This is a genomic window from Cupriavidus sp. F041 (genome assembly GCF_057814235.1).
Genome location: NZ_JBVASY010000001.1, coordinates 3,665,247 through 3,684,267, shown reverse-complemented (window position 1 = coordinate 3,684,267; position 19,021 = coordinate 3,665,247). Strand labels below are relative to the sequence as shown.

Annotated in this window: 17 protein-coding genes and 1 pseudogene; 4 read left to right on the top strand and 14 right to left on the bottom strand. The window is 64.1% G+C overall.

Annotation, left to right across the window (positions count from 1 at the left end):
* Positions 1–149: 149 nt before the first annotated feature.
* The 4 genes and pseudogenes from tnpC (ACZY0R_RS16980) to tnpA form a co-directional block, all read right to left on the bottom strand.
* Positions 150–1,031, bottom strand: a pseudogene (gene tnpC, locus ACZY0R_RS16980) (IS66 family transposase); the annotation flags it as partial.
* Positions 1,032–1,180: 149 nt separating this feature from the next.
* Positions 1,181–2,791 carry an IS66 family transposase gene (gene tnpC, locus ACZY0R_RS16975; protein WP_488856669.1) on the bottom strand — a complete coding sequence of 537 codons (1,611 nt, stop codon included), beginning with the start codon at positions 2,789–2,791 and terminating at the stop codon, positions 1,181–1,183.
* Positions 2,792–2,929: 138 nt separating this feature from the next.
* Positions 2,930–3,283, bottom strand: coding sequence for an IS66 family insertion sequence element accessory protein TnpB (gene tnpB / locus ACZY0R_RS16970; RefSeq protein WP_488856668.1), 354 nt, complete (start codon positions 3,281–3,283; stop codon positions 2,930–2,932).
* A complete protein-coding gene (gene tnpA / locus ACZY0R_RS16965) occupies positions 3,283–3,756 on the bottom strand; it encodes an IS66-like element accessory protein TnpA (protein WP_488856667.1) in 474 nt (157 codons plus the stop codon). Before tnpA ends, tnpB begins: the two co-directional genes overlap by 1 nt.
* 3 nt (positions 3,757–3,759) lie before the next feature.
* Here tnpA and ACZY0R_RS16960 point away from each other — a divergent pair, with 3 nt between their 5' ends.
* The gene (locus tag ACZY0R_RS16960) at positions 3,760–4,344 is read left to right on the top strand and encodes an acid phosphatase (protein WP_488859454.1); all 585 of its coding nucleotides are present in this window, start codon (positions 3,760–3,762) and stop codon (positions 4,342–4,344) included.
* A gap of 47 nt (positions 4,345–4,391) precedes the next feature.
* Here ACZY0R_RS16960 and ACZY0R_RS16955 read toward each other — a convergent pair whose 3' ends face one another.
* The 4 genes from ACZY0R_RS16955 to ACZY0R_RS16940 all read right to left on the bottom strand — a co-directional run bounded on the left by ACZY0R_RS16955 (position 4,392) and on the right by ACZY0R_RS16940 (position 6,630).
* Positions 4,392–5,150 carry an SDR family oxidoreductase gene (locus ACZY0R_RS16955; protein WP_488859453.1) on the bottom strand — a complete coding sequence of 253 codons (759 nt, stop codon included), beginning with the start codon at positions 5,148–5,150 and terminating at the stop codon, positions 4,392–4,394.
* Positions 5,151–5,184: 34 nt separating this feature from the next.
* Positions 5,185–5,655, bottom strand: coding sequence for a CreA family protein (locus tag ACZY0R_RS16950; RefSeq protein ID WP_156177204.1), 471 nt, complete (start codon positions 5,653–5,655; stop codon positions 5,185–5,187).
* Between the two features lie 16 nt (positions 5,656–5,671).
* Positions 5,672–6,157, bottom strand: a complete 486-nt coding sequence (locus tag ACZY0R_RS16945; protein WP_045239810.1) for an acyl-CoA thioesterase — start codon at positions 6,155–6,157, stop codon at positions 5,672–5,674.
* A gap of 191 nt (positions 6,158–6,348) precedes the next feature.
* Positions 6,349–6,630: an HU family DNA-binding protein gene (locus ACZY0R_RS16940; RefSeq protein WP_017226623.1), complete on the bottom strand. Its 282-nt coding sequence runs from the start codon at positions 6,628–6,630 to the stop codon at positions 6,349–6,351.
* 599 nt (positions 6,631–7,229) lie between these two features.
* Between ACZY0R_RS16940 and ACZY0R_RS16935 the strand changes: the two genes are divergently transcribed.
* On the top strand, positions 7,230–8,432 hold the full coding sequence (locus ACZY0R_RS16935) for an ammonium transporter (RefSeq protein WP_045239764.1): 1,203 nt from the start codon (positions 7,230–7,232) through the stop codon (positions 8,430–8,432).
* A gap of 231 nt (positions 8,433–8,663) precedes the next feature.
* Positions 8,664–9,494, top strand: coding sequence for a mechanosensitive ion channel family protein (locus ACZY0R_RS16930; protein ID WP_488859452.1), 831 nt, complete (start codon positions 8,664–8,666; stop codon positions 9,492–9,494).
* A 67-nt stretch (positions 9,495–9,561) separates the two neighbouring features.
* On the opposite strand, the gene ACZY0R_RS16925 is transcribed toward ACZY0R_RS16930, so the two are convergent.
* Entirely contained in the window at positions 9,562–10,782 is a 1,221-nt protein-coding gene (locus ACZY0R_RS16925; RefSeq protein ID WP_488859451.1) for a Bcr/CflA family multidrug efflux MFS transporter, read from the bottom strand.
* A 379-nt stretch (positions 10,783–11,161) separates the two neighbouring features.
* Here ACZY0R_RS16925 and ACZY0R_RS16920 point away from each other — a divergent pair, with 379 nt between their 5' ends.
* Positions 11,162–11,737 carry a hypothetical protein gene (locus ACZY0R_RS16920; protein WP_488859450.1) on the top strand — a complete coding sequence of 192 codons (576 nt, stop codon included), beginning with the start codon at positions 11,162–11,164 and terminating at the stop codon, positions 11,735–11,737.
* Positions 11,738–11,820: 83 nt separating this feature from the next.
* On the opposite strand, the gene mdoH is transcribed toward ACZY0R_RS16920, so the two are convergent.
* The 5 genes from mdoH to ACZY0R_RS16895 form a co-directional block, all read right to left on the bottom strand.
* The gene (mdoH, locus tag ACZY0R_RS16915; RefSeq protein ID WP_488859449.1) at positions 11,821–14,370 is read right to left on the bottom strand and encodes a glucans biosynthesis glucosyltransferase MdoH; all 2,550 of its coding nucleotides are present in this window, start codon (positions 14,368–14,370) and stop codon (positions 11,821–11,823) included.
* A complete protein-coding gene (locus ACZY0R_RS16910; RefSeq protein WP_488859448.1) occupies positions 14,343–15,926 on the bottom strand; it encodes a glucan biosynthesis protein G in 1,584 nt (527 codons plus the stop codon). Before ACZY0R_RS16910 ends, mdoH begins: the two co-directional genes overlap by 28 nt.
* Before the next feature lie 938 nt (positions 15,927–16,864).
* Positions 16,865–17,050 carry a hypothetical protein gene (locus ACZY0R_RS16905; protein ID WP_045239759.1) on the bottom strand — a complete coding sequence of 62 codons (186 nt, stop codon included), beginning with the start codon at positions 17,048–17,050 and terminating at the stop codon, positions 16,865–16,867.
* A gap of 174 nt (positions 17,051–17,224) precedes the next feature.
* Positions 17,225–17,776 (bottom strand): surface-adhesin E family protein, encoded by a 552-nt coding sequence (locus tag ACZY0R_RS16900; RefSeq protein WP_488859447.1) that lies wholly within the window; start codon positions 17,774–17,776, stop codon positions 17,225–17,227.
* A 287-nt stretch (positions 17,777–18,063) separates the two neighbouring features.
* Entirely contained in the window at positions 18,064–18,975 is a 912-nt protein-coding gene (locus ACZY0R_RS16895; RefSeq protein WP_488859446.1) for a helix-turn-helix domain-containing protein, read from the bottom strand.
* Positions 18,976–19,021 lie beyond the last annotated feature (46 nt).

Below are 19,021 nucleotides of genomic sequence, written 5' to 3'. Positions count from 1 at the left end.
TAACCGCGCAATTCAGCACACTGTATTGAGAGTCGTTCTCGGTGAACAGGCGGGCTCGGCCCTATTGCGACGCTCGAGCAGGATCGGCAATGTCCGATGGAGGTACCAGGAATCGCGCGCCGGGGCAGTGCCGGCGCCCTGTCATGTCATCAACCGGGGTTCGTCATTGCGCTCTGCTGGCTGGCGTAGTTGAACGGCAGCAGGTCGCTGATGTCGGCGTCCGCCGCACGCTGCGGCAGCTCGGTGAGAACGTGAAGCAGATACGCATACGGCTCGACGTTGCAGGCGCGGCACGTGAGCATCAGGCTGTAGATCGTCGCGCTCGCCTTCGCACCGGCAACCGTGTCTGCAAAGAGCCATGCCTTTCGCGCGGTTGCAAAGGGTCTCACGTCGCGCTCTATCACGTTGTTATCGAGGGGTGCACGCCCATCGATAACATAGCGGCTGAGGTATTCCCACTGATTGCGCGTGTAGCTGATCGCCTTGCCCAGCAGACTTTCAGGCAGAACCTGCGGTGCCAGTTCGTCCAGCCATTTCCTGAGCGCCTCCAGTAGCGGTACGCTGTGTTCCTGCCGCAGTCGGTAGGTGTAGCCGGCCCGTGTCTCGCCCTCTGGCAGTTCTCTGCGAGCAAGTGTCTCGACCTGATACAGCGCCTTGAAGTACTCGAGCGCCTGCTGTGCGCGACCGCCGGGCTTCTTCTGGCCCTTGTGCGCGTCGACGAACAGTCGTCTCGAATGTGCAAGACACCCGAAGTGCGTGACGGCTTTGAGCGTGCGCCAGGCGCTGTAGCCGTCGGTCATCAGCATGCCTTCGTAGCCGGCGAGAAACGCCTGCGGATATTGCTGACCACGCCCCGGCTGGTAGTCGAACAGCACCACAGGCTGTTCGCAGTCCTGTGCGCTTCTGTAGAGCCACATGTAACTCTTGCTCTGCGCGGTCTTGCCTTCTTCCTTGAGCACTTGCACCGTCGTCTCGTCGCCGTGGATCAGCGGCTGCGACAGCAGCGTCTGGCGCATCGCCTCGTACAACCGTAACCGCGCAATTCAGCACACTGTATTGAGAGTCGTTCTCGGCGAACAGGCGGGCTCGGCCCTATTGCGACGCTCGAGCAGGATCGGCAATGTCCGATGGAGGTACCAGGAATCGCGCGCCGGGGCAGTGCCGGCGCCCTGTCATGTCATCAACCGGGGTTCGTCATTGCGCTCTGCTGGCTGGCGTAGTTGAACGGCAGCAGGTCGCTGATGTCGGCGTCCGCCGCACGCTGCGGCAGCTCGGTGAGAACGTGAAGCAGATACGCATACGGCTCGACGTTGCAGGCGCGGCACGTGAGCATCAGGCTGTAGATCGTCGCGCTCGCCTTCGCACCGGCAACCGTGTCTGCAAAGAGCCATGCCTTTCGCGCGGTTGCAAAGGGTCTCACGTCGCGCTCTATCACGTTGTTATCGAGGGGTGCACGCCCATCGATAACATAGCGGCTGAGGTATTCCCACTGATTGCGCGTGTAGCTGATCGCCTTGCCCAGCAGACTTTCAGGCAGAACCTGCGGTGCCAGTTCGTCCAGCCATTTCCTGAGCGCCTCCAGTAGCGGTACGCTGTGTTCCTGCCGCAGTCGGTAGGTGTAGCCGGCCCGTGTCTCGCCCTCTGGCAGTTCTCTGCGAGCAAGTGTCTCGACCTGATACAGCGCCTTGAAGTACTCGAGCGCCTGCTGTGCGCGACCGCCGGGCTTCTTCTGGCCCTTGTGCGCGTCGACGAACAGTCGTCTCGAATGTGCAAGACACCCGAAGTGCGTGACGGCTTTGAGCGTGCGCCAGGCGCTGTAGCCGTCGGTCATCAGCATGCCTTCGTAGCCGGCGAGAAACGCCTGCGGATATTGCTGACCACGCCCCGGCTGGTAGTCGAACAGCACCACAGGCTGTTCGCAGTCCTGTGCGCTTCTGTAGAGCCACATGTAACTCTTGCTCTGCGCGGTCTTGCCTTCTTCCTTGAGCACTTGCACCGTCGTCTCGTCGCCGTGGATCAGCGGCTGCGACAGCAGCGTCTGGCGCATCGCCTCGTACAACCGGCTGTAGTGCAGTTCGGCAGGCCTGATGATCCAGTTCGCCAGCGTGCCGCGGCCCGCCGGAATGCCCGCACGGGCCAGCGCGTCTTCCATCCGGTATAGCGGCGTGCCATCCACGTACTTGCCGGTCGTCACCGTCGCGATCATCGCCGGACTCGCGTTGCTACCTGGCAGCGGTTGTACTGGCATCGGCGCGACCACGATCGGCGTGCGCTCCGCGTTGCGCTCGCAATGGCGGCACGCGTATTTGAACCGTACGTGCTGCAACACCGAGGCCTTTACCTCGATGTGCAACTGCTCGCTCGTCTCCTCGCCCATGCGATGCAGCGGGCTCTGGCAGCATGGACAGATTTTCTGTTCCTCGGGCAGGTCGTACTCGATGCGCTGGCGCGGCAACGACGCCGGCAGCGGCTTGCGTCCCCGCTTGCGGTGTGCAGACTCATCGACTTCCGGAAGTCCCGTATCGGGCAGCGTGAACGCGTCATCGGGATCGTCGCCAGCAGGTTCTGTCGCGGCGATCTGCTCGGCTTCGTCAAACACCCGATCCTTGAGCTTCTCGCTGCTCGGCGCGTAGCGTTTGAGCTGCGCGAGGCGGAACTGCTCTTCGAGCTGCTCGATACGCTGCGAGAGTTGCTGGGCTAGCGACTCGAGATCCAGATTCTTCTTCTCGAGTTCTCGGATATAGGCCTGGACGTCAGGCGGCAGATCAGGGATGAGGTCATGTGCAGGCATGCCATTCACGATAGTGCAATCGCATCGCCAACAGGTTTACGTCGAATCCATATCAATGGTATCGGCCAATCCCCTGGCGAGCAGCCGCCTCGCGAAGCCTATGGCCAGAGCCCGCACCCTGGCCTCCCTCACGCTGACTCAGCTCGCGTGCCGGTAGCGCCGCGAAGGGTGTCGGCGAACGGCTTCGATGTCGATACCTTCAAGCAGCCAGTGCAGTTGCTCGGTGGTGAGTTCCATCACCGCCTGCTGGCGGCGTGGCCAGGCGAAGTGGTCTGCTTCCAAACGCTTCATCAGGAGCCAGAATCCGGAGCGGTCATAGAGCAGAAGCTTGACCCGATTGCGGCCGCGGTTATGGAACGCGAAGACGGCCCGGGCGAACGGATCGAGTTGCATCGACTGCTCGACCAACGTCACCAGACTGTTCAGGCCGGCCCGGAAGTCGATAGGCTCGCGGTGCAGATAGACCCGCAGGTCAGCGTCGAGGCGGAACATCAGGTGTCCCCCAGCGCCGCGATCATCGCCTTCACGAGCGTCCCATCTTTCGGTGTGCATTCGAGCTCGATGGTTACGCCGTTTGGCAGCCGTGCCGACAGGCGTGCCAATTGTGGCGAAGATGAAGATTGCGGCACGGGAACAGATGTCGATTCCGGCGATGCCGGCCGTGACCGCTGGGCTTGAGGAGGTACGCCGCGAACCTCTACTACCGGAACGAAGGCCGATGGCGCGCCTTCGACGGCGCTATCCATGTCAATACCACCTTGTCTTTCTGCTTTGTACTGCTTGACCCAGCGCCACAATTGGTTCGTGTTCACCCGGGCTCGGATCGCCATGCTGGCAACCGATACGCCGGGTTCAAGGCAAGCCTCGATCAATCTTCGCTTGCCCTGCCTGTCGTAGCTGCGTTTCCCGTTGGCGCCGACATTGGTCACTCGCAGCGGCAGGAAGTCAAAATCGCTATCGTCCATGAATTGTGCCCACGAAAAAAATCGTGGGCACAATCCTGCGCCTTTCGGGGCGTCAACGCTACGTGCGGAGAAAATCGCGCTTACGATGCACCGGTATCGCAGGGGCAGACGCCCAGGCTCTACCTGCTGCTGCGCCGGACCCTGGCCGATGCGGGACTATCCACCTACGGCGTAAAAGACAAATATGCGCGCGCCCGGCCCTTCATGGTCAACCACCAGCCGACTTGCACGCCCGCCGAAGAGCCCATGCTTTCCAAGGACGGCTCCTACCCGTCAGGGCATAACGCCGTTGGCTGGGCATGGGCACTGATCCTGGCGGAAATCGCGCCCCAACAGTCCAATGCGATCCTGGCGCGCGGGCTGGCTTATGGGCGGAGCCGGCTGGTCTGCAATGTGCACTGGCAAAGCGATGCGATGCAGGGCCGCATCATGGGCGCAGCCACCGTGGCGCGGCTGCATGCCGACCCCGCTTTCCGTGCGGATCTGGCGGCAGCCAAGGCGGAGCTTGCCGAAGTCCGCGCCAAGGGCCTGAAGCCCGCCGGCGACTGCGGGGCCGAAAGCGAGGCGCTGGCGCAGCTTGCCAACTAGCAGCCAGCCTTGCCGGCGTCAGGGCGGGCAAGGCGCTTGGGCGATGTTCAGCCGCGGCCGACGAAGGGCATTTTGGTGGCCATCACGGTCATGAACTGCACATTCGCATCGAGCGGCAGGTTGGCCATATGGACTACCGAACTGGCTACGTGCGCCACGTCCATCAGCGGCTCGGGGGCGATCTCGCCATTGGCCTGGGGCACGCCGCGCGCCATGCGCGAAGCCATGTCGGTGGCGGCGTTGCCGATGTCGATCTGCCCGCAAGCGATATCGAAGGCGCGGCCATCCAGCGAGAGGCTCTTGGTCAGCCCGGTGATGGCGTGCTTGGTGGCCGTATACGGGACCGTATTGGGGCGCGGCGCGTGCGCCGAGATGGAGCCGTTGTTGATAATGCGGCCGCCGCGCGGGCTCTGCGACTTCATCAGCGCAAAGGCGGCGCGCGAGCACAGGAAGACGCCGGTCAGGTTGGTGTCCAGCACCGCCTTCCATTGCTCCACCGACAACTCGTCGATCGACACCGCCGGCGCATTGATGCCGGCATTGTTGAACAGCACGTCGAGCCGGCCGAACTGTTCGCGGACCTGCGCGAACAGGTGATCCACCGAAGCCGGATTGCTGACATCGCACTGCACCGCCAGCGCCGTATGGCCATCGGCCCGGGCTTGCGCGGCCAGCGCCTGGAGCGGCTCGGCGGTACGCCCGGCGAACACCACCCGGTAGCCCGCCACCAGCAGCGCCTGCGCCACCGCCTTGCCGATGCCACGGGCGGCGCCCGTGACCAGCGCTACCTTGCCTTGCTGACTCATGCTGTCTTCTCCGGATGGGATTCTTGGTTGCAGGCTATTTGACCGGAATCGGCGTTTCCGCCGCCACCGGCACCGCGGTCACGCTGTTCTGCGGGCTGCCGGAAACGATACGGTCCGAGTAGGTCAGGTAGACCAGGGTATTGCGCTTGCGGTCGACCGTGCGCACCACGTGCAAGGTCTTGAACAGGATCGACATGCGTTCGGAAAATACATTGTCCTGCTGGCGCAGCGGGCCCTTGAACGTGATCGGCCCGACCTGGCGGCAGGCGATCGAGCTTTCGGGCGGATCTTCGGCCATGCCCAGCGATCCCTTGATGCCACCGGTGCGGGCACGCGAGACATAGCACGTCACGCCCTGCACCATCGGATCGTCATAAGCCTCGATCACCACCTTGTCGGAGCCGGTCATGCGGAAATTGGTGCTCACGCTGCCGATCTCCTCGGCATGCGCGGCCGGCGCCAGCAGCGCCAGCGCCGCTAGCAGGCGCATCAGGCTGGTATGCATGCGTGCCCCTTCCACCTCAGGGCACCTTGCCCGTGATTTCGTCGTGCCGTTTTTCCATTTCCTGGCGAAGCTGGCGGCGCAGCTGGGCCGCGGCAAAGCGCTGGCGCTCGACCTCGTCGCGCGGCACCAGCGCCGGCACCTCGGCCGGGGCGCCATTATCGTCCACCGCCACCATGGTGAAATAGCAGCTATTGGTATGGCGCACGAGCTTGCTGCGGATGTTCTCGGTGATGACCTTGATGCCGATCTCCATGGAGCTGCGCCCGGTGAAATTGACTGCTGCCAGGAAGGTCACCAGTTCTCCCACGTGGATGGGCTGGCGAAATACGACCTGGTCCACCGACAAGGTCACGACATAGCGCCCCGCGTAGCGGCTGGCACAGGCATAAGCCACCATGTCGAGATACTTGAGGATGGTGCCGCCGTGCACATTGCCGGAGAAATTGGCCATGTCCGGCGTCATCAGCACGGTCATGGAAAGCTGGTGGGACAGGTCGTTCATGATGAAATCCGGAATCTGGAAGCGGCCGGGCGGACCCACGAAGCGGGTCGAAAGGCTGGTGCCGACGATCGGCAGTTTAACCCGGAACGGGCCCCGTGCCTTGTGGCGGAGCACGTCCCGGCGCACCCCGGTGCCAACAAAAAAGCGGCCTTTCGGGCCGCCTTCGTATCAGCGCTCAAGGCGCAGACTGCTTACTTCTTCTTGTTCACAGCGTCCTTGAACCCTTGGCCGGCAGAGAACTTGACCGTCTTTGCGGCCGGAATCTTGATGGTCTCGCCAGTACGCGGATTGCGGCCGGTCCGCGCGGCGCGCTTGCCGGAGCTGAAGCTGCCGAAACCCACCAGCGTTACTGAATCACCCTTGGCAACTGCCTTCTTAATGTTGTCCAGAGCCGCATTCAGTGCGCGCTCTGCCGCTGCATTGCTCAATTCGGCGTCCGCGGCGATGGCAGATACCAGTTCACCTTTATTCATGGCTGATTTCCCTTGTTGGTCGTCTTGATCGGAGTGTCTGCCACGCGGCAAATTACCGATCGGCGCAGTCTAATCCGCGCTTTGCGCATTGGGCAATCCCCAGTGGCACCAATGCAACGAAAAAAGCCGCAAATCCTTGAGTCAAGCGCCTTTGCGGGGAATTTACCCCCCCTTTTCCGCCGTTTCAAATGCGCTCGCTGACGCTAGGAAGAATTCGAACGCGCGTACGGGCAACGCGCATCCCTTGCTGCGCGATGCGGCTTTGCTTCGTCGGCTCGCTACCACCGCCGGTGCGATGCGAGGATCACAGGCGGCGGCATGCCCTGGTTCTGGGCAAGAGCGCTGCAATATCCCATTATGGTGCATGGTTGTAAGGGGCTACGCCCCAAATCAATGCGATGCATCATTTTGGCGCAGGCTTTTGTCTGTCGCCATAGGGACCGCAAGGCGATCGCCCTCGCTGTTATCACCGGGACAGCCCCCGCAGGCGCGACAATCCGGTGCAAAAGCACCCAACACGGTGCAGATTCCCCGCCAGGATGCCCCACACTGGAATGCTTTTTGCATACCAGTGCTCCCATTTTGAGCATGAGGAATGTATGGACAATTGGAAAAGCGGCACCGACGCCCTGTTCATCCTGCTGGGGGCGATCATGGTGCTCGCTATGCACGCGGGCTTTGCGTTTCTTGAGTTAGGCACGGTGCGCAAGAAGAACCAGGTCAACGCCCTGGTCAAGATATTGGTGGATTTCGCCATTTCCACCATCGCCTATTTCTTCATCGGCTACACCGTGGCGTATGGGGTCGAATTCTTTACCAGCGCCCATGAACTGGCGCAACGAAGCGGCTATGAACTGGTGAAGTTCTTTTTCCTGGCAACCTTTGCGGCCGCCATTCCCGCCATTATTTCCGGCGGGATTGCCGAGCGCTCGCGTTTCAATCCGCAACTGGTGGCAACCTTCGTCCTGGTTGGCCTTGTGTATCCCTTCTTCGAAGGCATCGCCTGGAACAACCGGTTCGGCGTGCAAGACTGGATCACCTCCGTCGCGGGCGTGCCATTCCACGACTTCGCCGGCTCCGTCGTGGTCCACGCCATGGGCGGCTGGATCGCGCTGCCGGCAATCCTGTTGCTGGGCGCGCGCCGCGGACGCTACCAGAAAGACGGCCGCATCAGCGCCCACCCGCCCTCCAATATCCCTTTCCTGGCGTTGGGCGCCTGGGTGCTGGCGGTGGGGTGGTTCGGCTTCAATGTCATGAGCGCGCAGACCGTCGACAAGATCAGCGGGCTTGTCGCCATCAATTCCCTGATGGCCATGGCGGGCGGTACCCTGGCCGCCTGGGCGGCGGGCCGCAACGACCCCGGCTTTGCCTATAACGGCCCGCTTGCCGGCCTGGTGGCGGTCTGCGCGGGCTCGGACCTGATGCATCCGCTGGGTGCGCTGGTGACCGGGGCCATCGCCGGCGCGCTGTTTGTTTACCTGTTTACGCTGGCCCAGAACAAATGGCATATCGACGACGTGCTGGGCGTCTGGCCGTTGCATGGGCTGTGCGGCGCCTGGGGCGGCATTGCCGCCGGTATCTTTGGCAGCCAGGCGCTGGGCGGCATCGGTGGCGTCTCCCTGGGCGCGCAGACGATCGGCACGCTGCTTGGCATTGTCATCGCCCTGGTGGGCGGCACCGTGGTCTACGGCACATTGAAGAAGCTGGTCGGCATCCGGCTCGATGCCGAATCGGAATACAACGGCGCGGACCTGTCCTTGCATCGCATCTCCGCCACGCCGGAGCGCGAAACCAACTGGTAAGCCGCGGCGCGCAGGGGGCTTGCCCCCTGCGCCATCCGCTGCTGCGGATCCCCGGCCTTTGGCCGCCAGTGGCGCGCTGCGCCCGTGGCGGCCATTTTGTGCTTGAACTTCCGCACGCGGCGTAGCAATAATGCGTTGCCCGCACTCGCGTCTCGCCCCCGATGCGCCCGGGAATCCGCTGCATGATGTTCGTTGCCCGTGTACCTGCCGAGCCAGCAAGGGAGAACCGCGATGGATGCTACAACGCTGCAGAAGCTTCAGGACGTAGTGATCGCCTATGCGACCGAATTCGGGATCAAGATACTTGCTGCCCTCGCCTTCTGGGTGGTCGGCCGGTCGCTGATTCATTTCGTGGTGCGGCTGGTGCAGGGGGCGCTGGCCAAGCAGAAGGTCGATCCGACCTTGCTGCGTTACGTCGGGTCCATCGTCACGGTCACGCTCAATGTCGTGCTGGTGATCGGCATCCTGGGCTATTTCGGCATCCAGACCACCACCTTCGCCGCGCTGATCGCCGCGGCCGGCGTTGCCATCGGCATGGCCTGGTCGGGCTTGATGTCCAACTTTGCCGCGGGAGCTTTCCTCGTGGTGCTGAGGCCATTCAAGGTCGGCGATTTCGTCACGGTGGGTGGAATCACCGGCACGGTCAGGGAGATCGGCTTGTTCTGCACCACGCTGGATACGCCGGACAATGTCCTGACCGTGATCGGCAACAACAAGATTTTCGCGGACACCATCCAGAACTTCAGCGCCAACGCCTACCGCCGCGTTGAACTCAAGGCGCAGCTAGCCGGCAGTACCGACCACGTCGCCGCCGCCGCGCTGCTCAAGGAACGCATGGCCGCACTGCCCAACGTGCTGACCGAACCGCCGCCCGACGTGGAGATTCTCGAATTCAACCTGGTCGGCCCCGTCCTTGCCGTGCGTCCATACTGCCATACCGATCATTACTGGCAGGTGTATTTCGACACCAACCGCGTGATCCGCGAGAGCTTTGGCGAGGCCGGATTCTCCGCGCCGATGCCAGCCCAGCTGGTGGTGCTGCAAAACAGCGCGGCCACGTAACCGTGCCACGAAGGGAGGAGCCGGAAGCGCGGAACCAGGCCGTCCCGCTACGCTACGGCGGCAGCAGTCAGCCGGCGCTGTGCGCCGGCTTGCCTGAACGGCCGAAGACGCGCATCAGTACCGCACCGGTACCGCAAATACCCATGACTACCGCCAGCGGCAATGCACTGCCGTCGCGCCAGAAGCTGACCGCGGCGCCGGCCAGGGTGCCCAGCCCGAATTGCAGCGTCCCCATCAACGCGGACGCCGTGCCGGCCCGCTGGCCCTGCTCCGCCATGGCCAGGGCCGAGGCGTTCGGCAGGATGCATCCAAGGCTGGCGATAAACACAAAGAATCCGGCCAGCAGCACCGGCAACGGCGCCAGGCCGGCCAGCACCGCGGCAGCCAACGCCAGGCCTGCCGCGCACGGCGCAACCAGGGCGCCGCCTAGCACCTGGTCAAGCGTGCGGTTGCGCACCAGGCGCGCGTTAAGTTGCGACATGCCAATCAAGCCCAACGCGTTGGCGCCGAATACGAAGCCGTAATAAGAGGGATCGATGCCATGCAACTCGATCAGCACGAACGGCGACCCCGCAATATAGGCGAACATCCCCGCTTGCGCACAGCCGGCAGACAGCGAATAGCCGACGAAGCCCCGGTCTCGCAGCAGCTCGCCGTAGTTGGCGAGTACGCGGCCAAGGCGCAGTGGCATGGCATTGACGGTGTCGAGCGATTCTTCCATGTACCGGTGGACCACCCACAGGATCAACAGGCTGCTGGCGCAAAGCAGCCAGAAGATGGCGCGCCAGCCGAAGGCCGCGAGCACGGCCCCGCCAATGATGGGTGCCAGGATCGGCGCCAGGCCCATCACCAGCATCAGCGAGGAGAAGGCGCGCGCGGATTCGTGCGCCTCCAGCCGGTCGCGGATCACGGCACGGGCCATTACCATGCCCGCACAGCCGCCCAGGGCCTGCAAGAAGCGCCACAGCATCAGCGCCTCGACGTCGCGCGCGAGCGCGCATCCGGCCGCTGCGAGCGCATAGGACAGCAGGCCAATGTACAGCGGCGGCTTGCGGCCAAAGCGGTCGCTGATCGGGCCATAGAAGGCCTGGCCCACCGCCAGTCCCACCAGGAAGGTTCCCAGCGTGAGTTGCACGCGCCCGATATCGACCCCAAGATCGCCGGCCAGCGCAGGGAAGCTCGGCAGGTACATATCAATCGAAAGGGGCGCCAGCGCAGTGAGCGAAGCGCATACCAGGAGCCAAAGCGGGAAACGCGCGGACTGTGGCGCGCGGGCGGAGCGAGTCATCGAAACATCCTGAGGAACAACGGGGCGGCCGGAATGGCCACCTGCGCCGATGCGTCAGCGACGCGAGCGGCGCGGGAGCGGTAAGAGGCGTAATTGTTGCATAGCGTAACAAGCCGCGTACTCGACACGCCGCGCGGCGATGATGCAGGCGCGCGTCCGCCTGGAAGCGCGCAACTGTGATGATAGGCCCGACGGTGCCGGGACATGCCGGCGGCAACGGGCTTCGCTTCGCCGCGGATCGGAGGAGTGCGTGGCTTTCAACCGCAGTAACGCCAAGGGTACAATGCCAGCCTGTCGGCCGCCCCGGGCGGACGATCGCGCAGCCCGACGCACCGCGGAAGCCCGGCCACCGAAACGGCTTCCGGCAACGTTTTCCTGCATGAGAACAAGATACGCACTGCTTTCTGTCTTACTTACCCTGGCCGCCGGCGCGGCCGGTTTGCCGTGGGCGCAGCAAGCGCGCGCGGCAACGCCGCCAGTCAGGGCCGCAGCCTCCGCACCCGTCGTTGTGGACGAAGCCGATGCGCTGGCGCAAATGCTCAAGGGCGCGGCCACTGGCCAGAACACCGGCGCAGCGGGCGTACCGGAATTGCTGCGCAACACCGCGCGGCCGGACAACATACTGTCGCGTGCCTGCCGACAACTCAACGATGCGCTGCCCATCGAAATCGATGGCGAGACGCGCCTGCGCCGCTGCCAGTCGGTACCGGGCAAACACATCCTGTTCCAGCTTGAGCTGACCAAGTATCGAGGCCCCATGCTGGACCTCGCCAGCTTCGAGCTCAGCTATGCCGCGCCCCTGCAGCGCAATATCTGCGCCAACCGGGATGTGGAAATCCTGACCAAGCTGGGCATCAGCATGATGTTCCGCTATATGACGCGCAACGAGCGGGGCGAGCGCCGCGTGGGCGACGTCTACATCAACGCGCCCATCTGCTCTTCGGCGCTGCGCTAAACCATTTGATTTCCTTGCCGCGACACCCGGGAGTGCCGGGGTCGGTGGGCGCCCGTTGCGGGCGCCCGCTCCTCTGGCAAGACTCAGGCAAGCCGCGGCCGCAGCGGCACCACATTGGCAGCGCGCCGGGGCAACACACGGGTTTCCTTCCATCCCGAATGCGCCAGCGGCGAACCCCAGACCAGTTCATGCAGACTGGCCAGCGCAAAGGGATCGCCCAGCAGCAGGTGCTTTTCGGCAGCGCTGAGGCCGTCTGGCCCGGCGGTGAGGGCCTGGTGCACCAGCGCGGCATGTTCCTGTTGCGTGGCCTGCGGCTGTACCACGCGGGGCGAGCCGGTGGCGCACATCAATGCGTTGGTCACGGGGTCGACCACTGCATCGATAAATGCCGGCGGTTCGCCCGCGGCCTCGACGTGCTTCTGCATGGCGGCCATTTCGCGCGGCGGCGTGGCCTCCTCCGGCGTCACGAACAGCCTGGCGCGGCGCAGCGCACGGCCAAACGAAACCCGCGACAGCCACACCGAGAGCGGAATCGAGAAGGCCAGCGAGCCGACGATCGGCAGCAGCCACCAGACAAAATTTGGATCCAGCCACAGCACCACTCCGCCCCATGCAAGCCCTAGCAAGGTGTGCATGCCATGACGGCGAAATGCTTCGCCCCAGGTCGTCTCCGCATCCTCGCGCGGAGGCGATTTCCAGGTAATCCCCCAACCGCTGTATGCCGCCGCCACGAACTTGGTGTGGAACAGCATCCGGACGGGGGCCAGCAAGGCCGACATCACCACCTCGATCAGCATCGAAGCCACCAGGCGCAGCGGCCCGCCATAGTTGCGCGAGTCTTTCATCAGCAGCAGCACGCTGGCGACCTTGGGCAGGAACAGCAGCGTGGCGGTAGCCGAGAACAGGGCCAGCGCCTTTTCCGGATGCCACTCGGGCCAGGTCGGGAACAACTGGTAAGGCTGCGTGAAATACTCCGGCGGTACCAGTGCGTGCTTGGCCAGCATGATGGTGGACAGCACCAGGAACAGAAACCACAACGGCGCCGACAGATAAGCCATCACGCCAGTGAGGAACACGGCGCGGTGCACCGCGTGGAAGCCCTGCTTCATCCACAGGCGGAAGTTCATCAGGTTGCCCTGGCACCAGCGGCGATCGCGCTTGACCTCGTCAAGCAGGTTCGGCGGCAGTTCCTCGTAGGAGCCCTCGAGATCATAGGCAATCCACACGCCCCACCCGGCCCTGCGCATCAGGGCGGCCTCGACGAAATCGTGCGACAGGATTTCCCCCGCCAGCGGCCCCTTGCCGGGCAACGGCGCCAGCGCGCAGTGCTCCATGAAGGGCTGGATGCGGATGATGGCGTTGTGGCCCCAGTAATGCGATTCGCCAAGCTGCCAATAGTGCAGTCCTGCGGTGAACAGCGGACCGTACACGCGCGTGGAGAACTGCTGCACCCGCGCATACATGGTCTCGCGCCCCACTGCCAGCGGTGCGGTCTGGATGATGCCGGCGCCGGGGTTGCCTTCCATCAGCTTGACCAGCGTGGTCAGGCATTCGCCGCTCATCACGCTATCGGCGTCTAGCACCACCATATAGCGATACGCACTGCCCCAGCGGCGGCAGAAGTCGGCCACGTTGCCGGTCTTGCGCTTGACGCGGTGACGGCGCCAGCGATAGAAGATTCGGCCAAAGCCATTGACCGCGCGGCAGGTTTCCATCCACGCATCGGTCTCGGCGGTACGCAGGTCCGGGTCGCCGCTGTCGGACAGCACGAAGAAATCGAAGCGCGCCAGTTCGCCGGTGCGCTCCATCGACTCATAGGTCGCGCGCAGCCCGGCGAAGACCCGGTTCACGTCCTCGTTGCAGATCGGCATGATGACTGCCGTGCGCGCCTCCTCCGCGATGGGTCCGTCCACCGCTGCCGAACGCGAAATCAGATGGCGGTCGCCGCCCTTGGCCAGCACAAGGAAACCCATCATCGCGGTCCAGAAACCCGCGGACACCCACGAGAACAGGATAGCGAAGAGCGCCAGTACGGCGATCTCAAGCGGGTCGGTGCCGTGATAAGGCAGCACCTTTGTCATGAAGTAGGTGGCCAGTGCGGTCTGCCCGGCCACGAGGCCAAGCAGCACCCAGCGGCGATGCGCGCCCGCGGGATGCCACTTACCCTCGGCGTCGGGACCATCATGCAAGGTGTCCCAGGTTTCGGGCACGGGCGGGCGGCCAAGCACGCGCCGGCCCAGGTTGCGAAGGAAACCGGTGACGATGTGCGGGGGCCAGGCCCGCGGCACCATCGAGGCGCGCTCGGGAGCCGGGCCGGTGTCGATATGCACGGTGCCATCGGCACGGCGTTGCACCAGGGGCTCGCCCGCCGCTTGCGGGGCGCCGTACGCGAGATTGAGGCGACGCCCTACTGAACCGTAGGCAGCGCCCGCCGGCGACTGGCCGGCGTCTTTAGCCGCGAGTTTTTGCTGCAGCGAATGAATGGCCGACCCGGGGTCCGCGCCATCGCTGCCAGCGACATTGTTGAGAAGCTCGCGGCGCAGGTCTGGGGAGACCGGCACGCGATCGAGATAGCGCTCGCATGCCGCCGGGGCCGCGCGCTGCTTTAGCCTGGGGGTAAGATGTAGCTCCACGTCTCGGATAGGGTTGTATTGCCGTTGCGAAGATAGCCGCGCAATTCGACCGGTTTGTTTTCGTCTTTGCGGCGCACGACCATCATCATGCGCCAGCCGCCGGTTGCCTCATTGCGCTGCGTCGAAGTGTTCAGCAGCTCCCCGTTGCTGTCGGCCGAGATCACCGGATCGATCCGGGTATCCGCAGCCAGTTTCTTGAAGACTGGGCCTTCAAAATCCACCACCAGCGAAAAACTGGTGTCGTCCTGCTTGCGGCTCAGCCCCTGGCCACGCCGCGTTTGTGTCACCCACGACAGCGGCGGCTGTTTTTCGCCGTCCTTCTGCCACAGCAGGCGATATTCGAAATCGAAAGCTTGTTTGGGCTTAGGTGGGTTGTCGGGCACCCAGTACGCCACGATGTTGTCGTTGGTCTCGTCCGGGGTCGGGATCTGCACCAGCTCGACCCGGCCCGAACCCCAGTTGCCCTTGGGCTCCACCCAGGCGCTCGGGCGGCGCTCGTACCACGCGCCGATTTCCTGATAGTTGCCAAAATTGCGGTCGCGCTGCATCAGGCCGAAGCCCTGCGGATTGGTCGCCGCGAACGAGGTCACCAGCAGGCGCTTGGGGTTGCTCAGCGGCCGCCACAGCCATTCGCCTGTGCCGAGCTGCACCGAAAGACCGTCGGAGTCATGCACCTCGGGCCGGTAGTCCTGCACCGCCGAAGGCTGGTTCTCGCCAAAGAGGTACATGCTGGTCAGCGGCGCCAGGCCAAGCTTGGTGACGTTCTCGCGCATGAACAGGCGCGACTTCACCTCCATGGCGGTTTCCGCGCCCGGCCGGATCACGATGCGATAAGCCCCGCTCATGCGGCGCGAATCCATCAGGGCATAGATGGTCAGTTGCTTGTCCGCCGGTGAAGGCCGCTCGATCCAGTATTCGACGAAACGCGGGAACTCCTCGCCCGAATTGAGCGCGGTATCCACCGCCAGGCCACGCGCCGACAGGCCATACCATTGGTCCTTGCCGAGCGCGCGGAAGTAACTGGCACCCAGGAAGGACACGACTTCGTCCTTGCTCTTGGCGTTGTTGAGGGGATAGAGCACCCGGAAGCCGGCGAAGCCCAGCGGCTTGAGCTTGGCGGCATCGACCTTGTGCGGGCCATAGTTGAAGGCGGCCGGATCGAAACGAATCTCGCGCGCGCTGCCGCTCACCACTTCGTTGATGCGCACGGGCTGGTCGAACACCATGCCCTCATGGAAGAACGAAAGCTCGAAGGGAAGCTTGGCATTGCGCCACTGGAATCGCTCGGGCTTGTACTCGATCTCGCGATAACGCTCGTAGGACAGTTCGCGAAGTTCGCGAGGCAGGTTCTGCGCAGGCGCCTTGTAAGGCGTTCCGGCCAGCTGGCGCGCGCGCGCCGCCACGGTATCGAAGTCGAACGCGTGCGCGGCCATCGCGCACACCGCCAGCATGCCGCCGCACAACCACCTGCCCAGGCGCATGGCGCCCGCATTGGCGCGTACCGCCGTATGGGGTTGGGCAGATTGGAAGGTCGGCAGGGTAACGGTTTCGGACATGGATGCCAGTGACAGGCAGAGTTGGAAAATTAGGGGCGATCTGTCACCGCAGCAAAAGGCGGGCCACCATGCGGCCGGGATGACAAAAGCAACGGCGGGATGCTGACCGCGAAGATACCGGGAAGCACGGATAAGGATCTTGCGGCGCATTGTTTTCACTTGACCAAGCGTGTATCGGGCTTGTTGCAATGCGCAAAAGAACCTTAACAATTCGAGCCTAGGAAGTCACGTTTCGATCAGGCAACGTTTGCAACAATTTGAAACCCCGGTCGCCCGGACGCCGCTTTCGGCGCGGATCCCGTGCCGGGGCGTCACATGGACAACGCCCCAGGATCAGCGCGCGGTGCCGCACAGGGCACGTTGTGTGTTCAGCCATTTCTACAGCCCCTTCCCTGGCGCTGCCGCCAGGTTTGATAGCCGGGGGCGAGCATCTCGCCGCCGTCTCGCATGCCGCTGCACCCCGCTCTGCTATTTGGGGCCGACGTCCGAATCTGCAACGCTAGGATATGGATTGGGCGCCGTCAATGCGGGCTGCGTGGACCCGTACGGCACTGGAACGGCGCATGGCGCACCTGCGAAATCGTGCACTGCACCCGGATCAAGCCTATGCTCGTCTGAAGCAGACGTTCGGGAAAGTTGGACCAGCTGTCAGATGGCGTTGCGCGAGGCGGCGCGGGATCGACATTGCGACGGGAAGCCGGTGTGAATACAACCGGGCAAAAAAAGAGAGGCCGCAGCCTCTCGATCAGGTTCCGCCTCGATGCCAGTCCCCCCGGAATGGCGCATGGCGCCGCTGGACATCGGTACCCGGGCGCGCTGCACCGCGTGATGTAACGCGGTGCGGCGGACGCGGGCGGCGTGGCGAACTAGCCCGGCCAGCGTATGCGCGCGGTGGCGCAATGACGCAAGGGGTGCCGGTCGCCTTTCGCTATCGGCGCTCAGGCGCCTTTATTCATCATCTTGTCGCTATCGGAAGGCGCGTGGTTCTTTTTCGTCTTGGCGGGCTTTGTCGCCTTGCTCGAGCTTGCCGCGGCAGGCTTATCTCCGGCGGCGGGAGCCGACGCCTGGGCATATGCACCCGCGCCAAACATGGCCAGCGACAACATCACGATCCACTTCTTCATATCAGCCTCCTGGTCAGCTGTGGAAAGAAGCCTGGCCGTGGCCCTTGGCGGCCACAGGCACCTACGCTTCGTCACCACCAACAACGGCACAAGGTCGAGATGGGTTGACGCATCAGCACGCCTATCGACACTGCGGCGCAGCATTGGCCGCGTCCAGGCGCGCCGGCGAGGGCCTCAATGGCACAACCGGCCCAGCAGTTCGCCGGCAACGGTGCCGGCGTTGGCGGGCTGCGGCATGCCGGCTTGCGGCGCGCTGATGGTGTAGAGCGATTCGCCGCGCGCGTAGCGTTTGGCGTAGAGCGTCTGCTCGACCACCGCATACATTGACGTGGCGCAATTGAAGACCATGCGCTTGAGCGAGGAGCGGATCGGTTCGCCACTGGCGGTGCGAATCACGCCGGCCGGCGAGTTACGCATGACGGCCACGCCGACCTCGGCCCCCCGGCGGCGCACCGAACTCTTGTCAAAGTAGGAGACCACCCCGTTTGCGCCCATCAGGGGCAGCCAGCGCTGCGGGTCGGGCGCCGAAGGATCCGGCGCGGCCGGCATCGCGCAACCCTCGCGCGGCGTGGAACGGAACACCGTACCCCCATTGGGAGCCTGGCACTCATATAAACCCGCGGCGGCGGGGCGAACCGTTGCAGCAACCGGTTCGGCATACGCGGCAAGACAGACGCTACTGCCGATCAGCACGGCGGCAGCATGGAATAAGGCGCGCAAGGACATGGACGGACCCTCGTGTAGACCAAAAAAACAGCCCGCATTGTCGCATACCGTGCCACGGCCGCCTTCCGGCTGGCAGCTAGTCCCTCGCTTCAGGTGCCCCATCGAAGGCGCTATAGCGGCACGCACTCTGCCCGCAGAGTTGAATCAATAATCGCCCAATCCCGATTATTAGGAAAATCCTCAAATCGAAAAAGCCAATTGCCATGGGATTTTGGGGACTCTCTCAATGGAAATAGACCATAGTCACCGACTTCCATCCTGTTCATTTCCCTTTGCCATGAGTTACCTCATGCGCTACCGATAGCTACGCCCCGGTGGGCGCCGGAGGGCAAGCGTTCGGACGGACGCTTCGACAGCGCCTCCAGCGCGGCGCGCGAGGCATCGTCGGCCGGGAAAAAGCACTCGATGCGCATTTCCTGCAGCGTGACATCCTGCGGAATGCCCAGCGTGGTCAGCGTCGAGAACAGCGAGGCGCGGAAACCTTCGGCCGCCAGCGCCACCGGCAACATCGGCGGTGGCGTGCGTTCCGCGGCTTCGTCATCGAACAGCGGGACGCCGGCCGGGCCGACCATGTCGGGATGCCATCCGGCAATCCGGTTGAAGATTTCGCGCGCGGTCTGGTCCTGCGCCTGCGTCTGCAATTCCTGCCATACGCGCCGCAACAGGTAACGCCCCACCTGCCGCGCGTTTTCGATGACCGGCCACAGGCCATCCGGATTGAAGACGGTGAGCATCAGGTTGATGCGCCCGCCGCCCTCCTCCAGCACGGATGGCGCGCGCTCGCCCAGCAGTACCCCGATCATGCGGCGGTATGCCTGGTTGGCATCGAGCATGTTCCAGAAGCGATCCAGTACCACCGCCGGATACGGCTCTTGCTTGGACAGGATCAGCGCGACCGCCTGTTGCACCATCTGCAGCGCGGGCGCGGCCAGCCCGTGCTCGCTGTAGGCCGGCGCAAACCCGCCGGCCAGCAGCAGGCGGTTGCGCTGCCGCAGCGGCACGCCGAGCCGGTCGGCCAGCGCCAGCACCATCTCGCGGCTGGGCCTGGCGCGGCCGGATTCCAGGAAGCTGATATGCCGCTGGGAGACCCCTGCCGCCAGTGACAACGCGAGCTGGCTGTAGCCGCGTTTGCCGCGCCAGTAGCGCAGCAGGCCGGGGAAGTCGAGTGCGGTTTCGGAGCTGGGGGTCAGGGAGTCCATGGCCGTATTACAGCATGGCGATGGCCACCTGGCGACTACCTCGGAG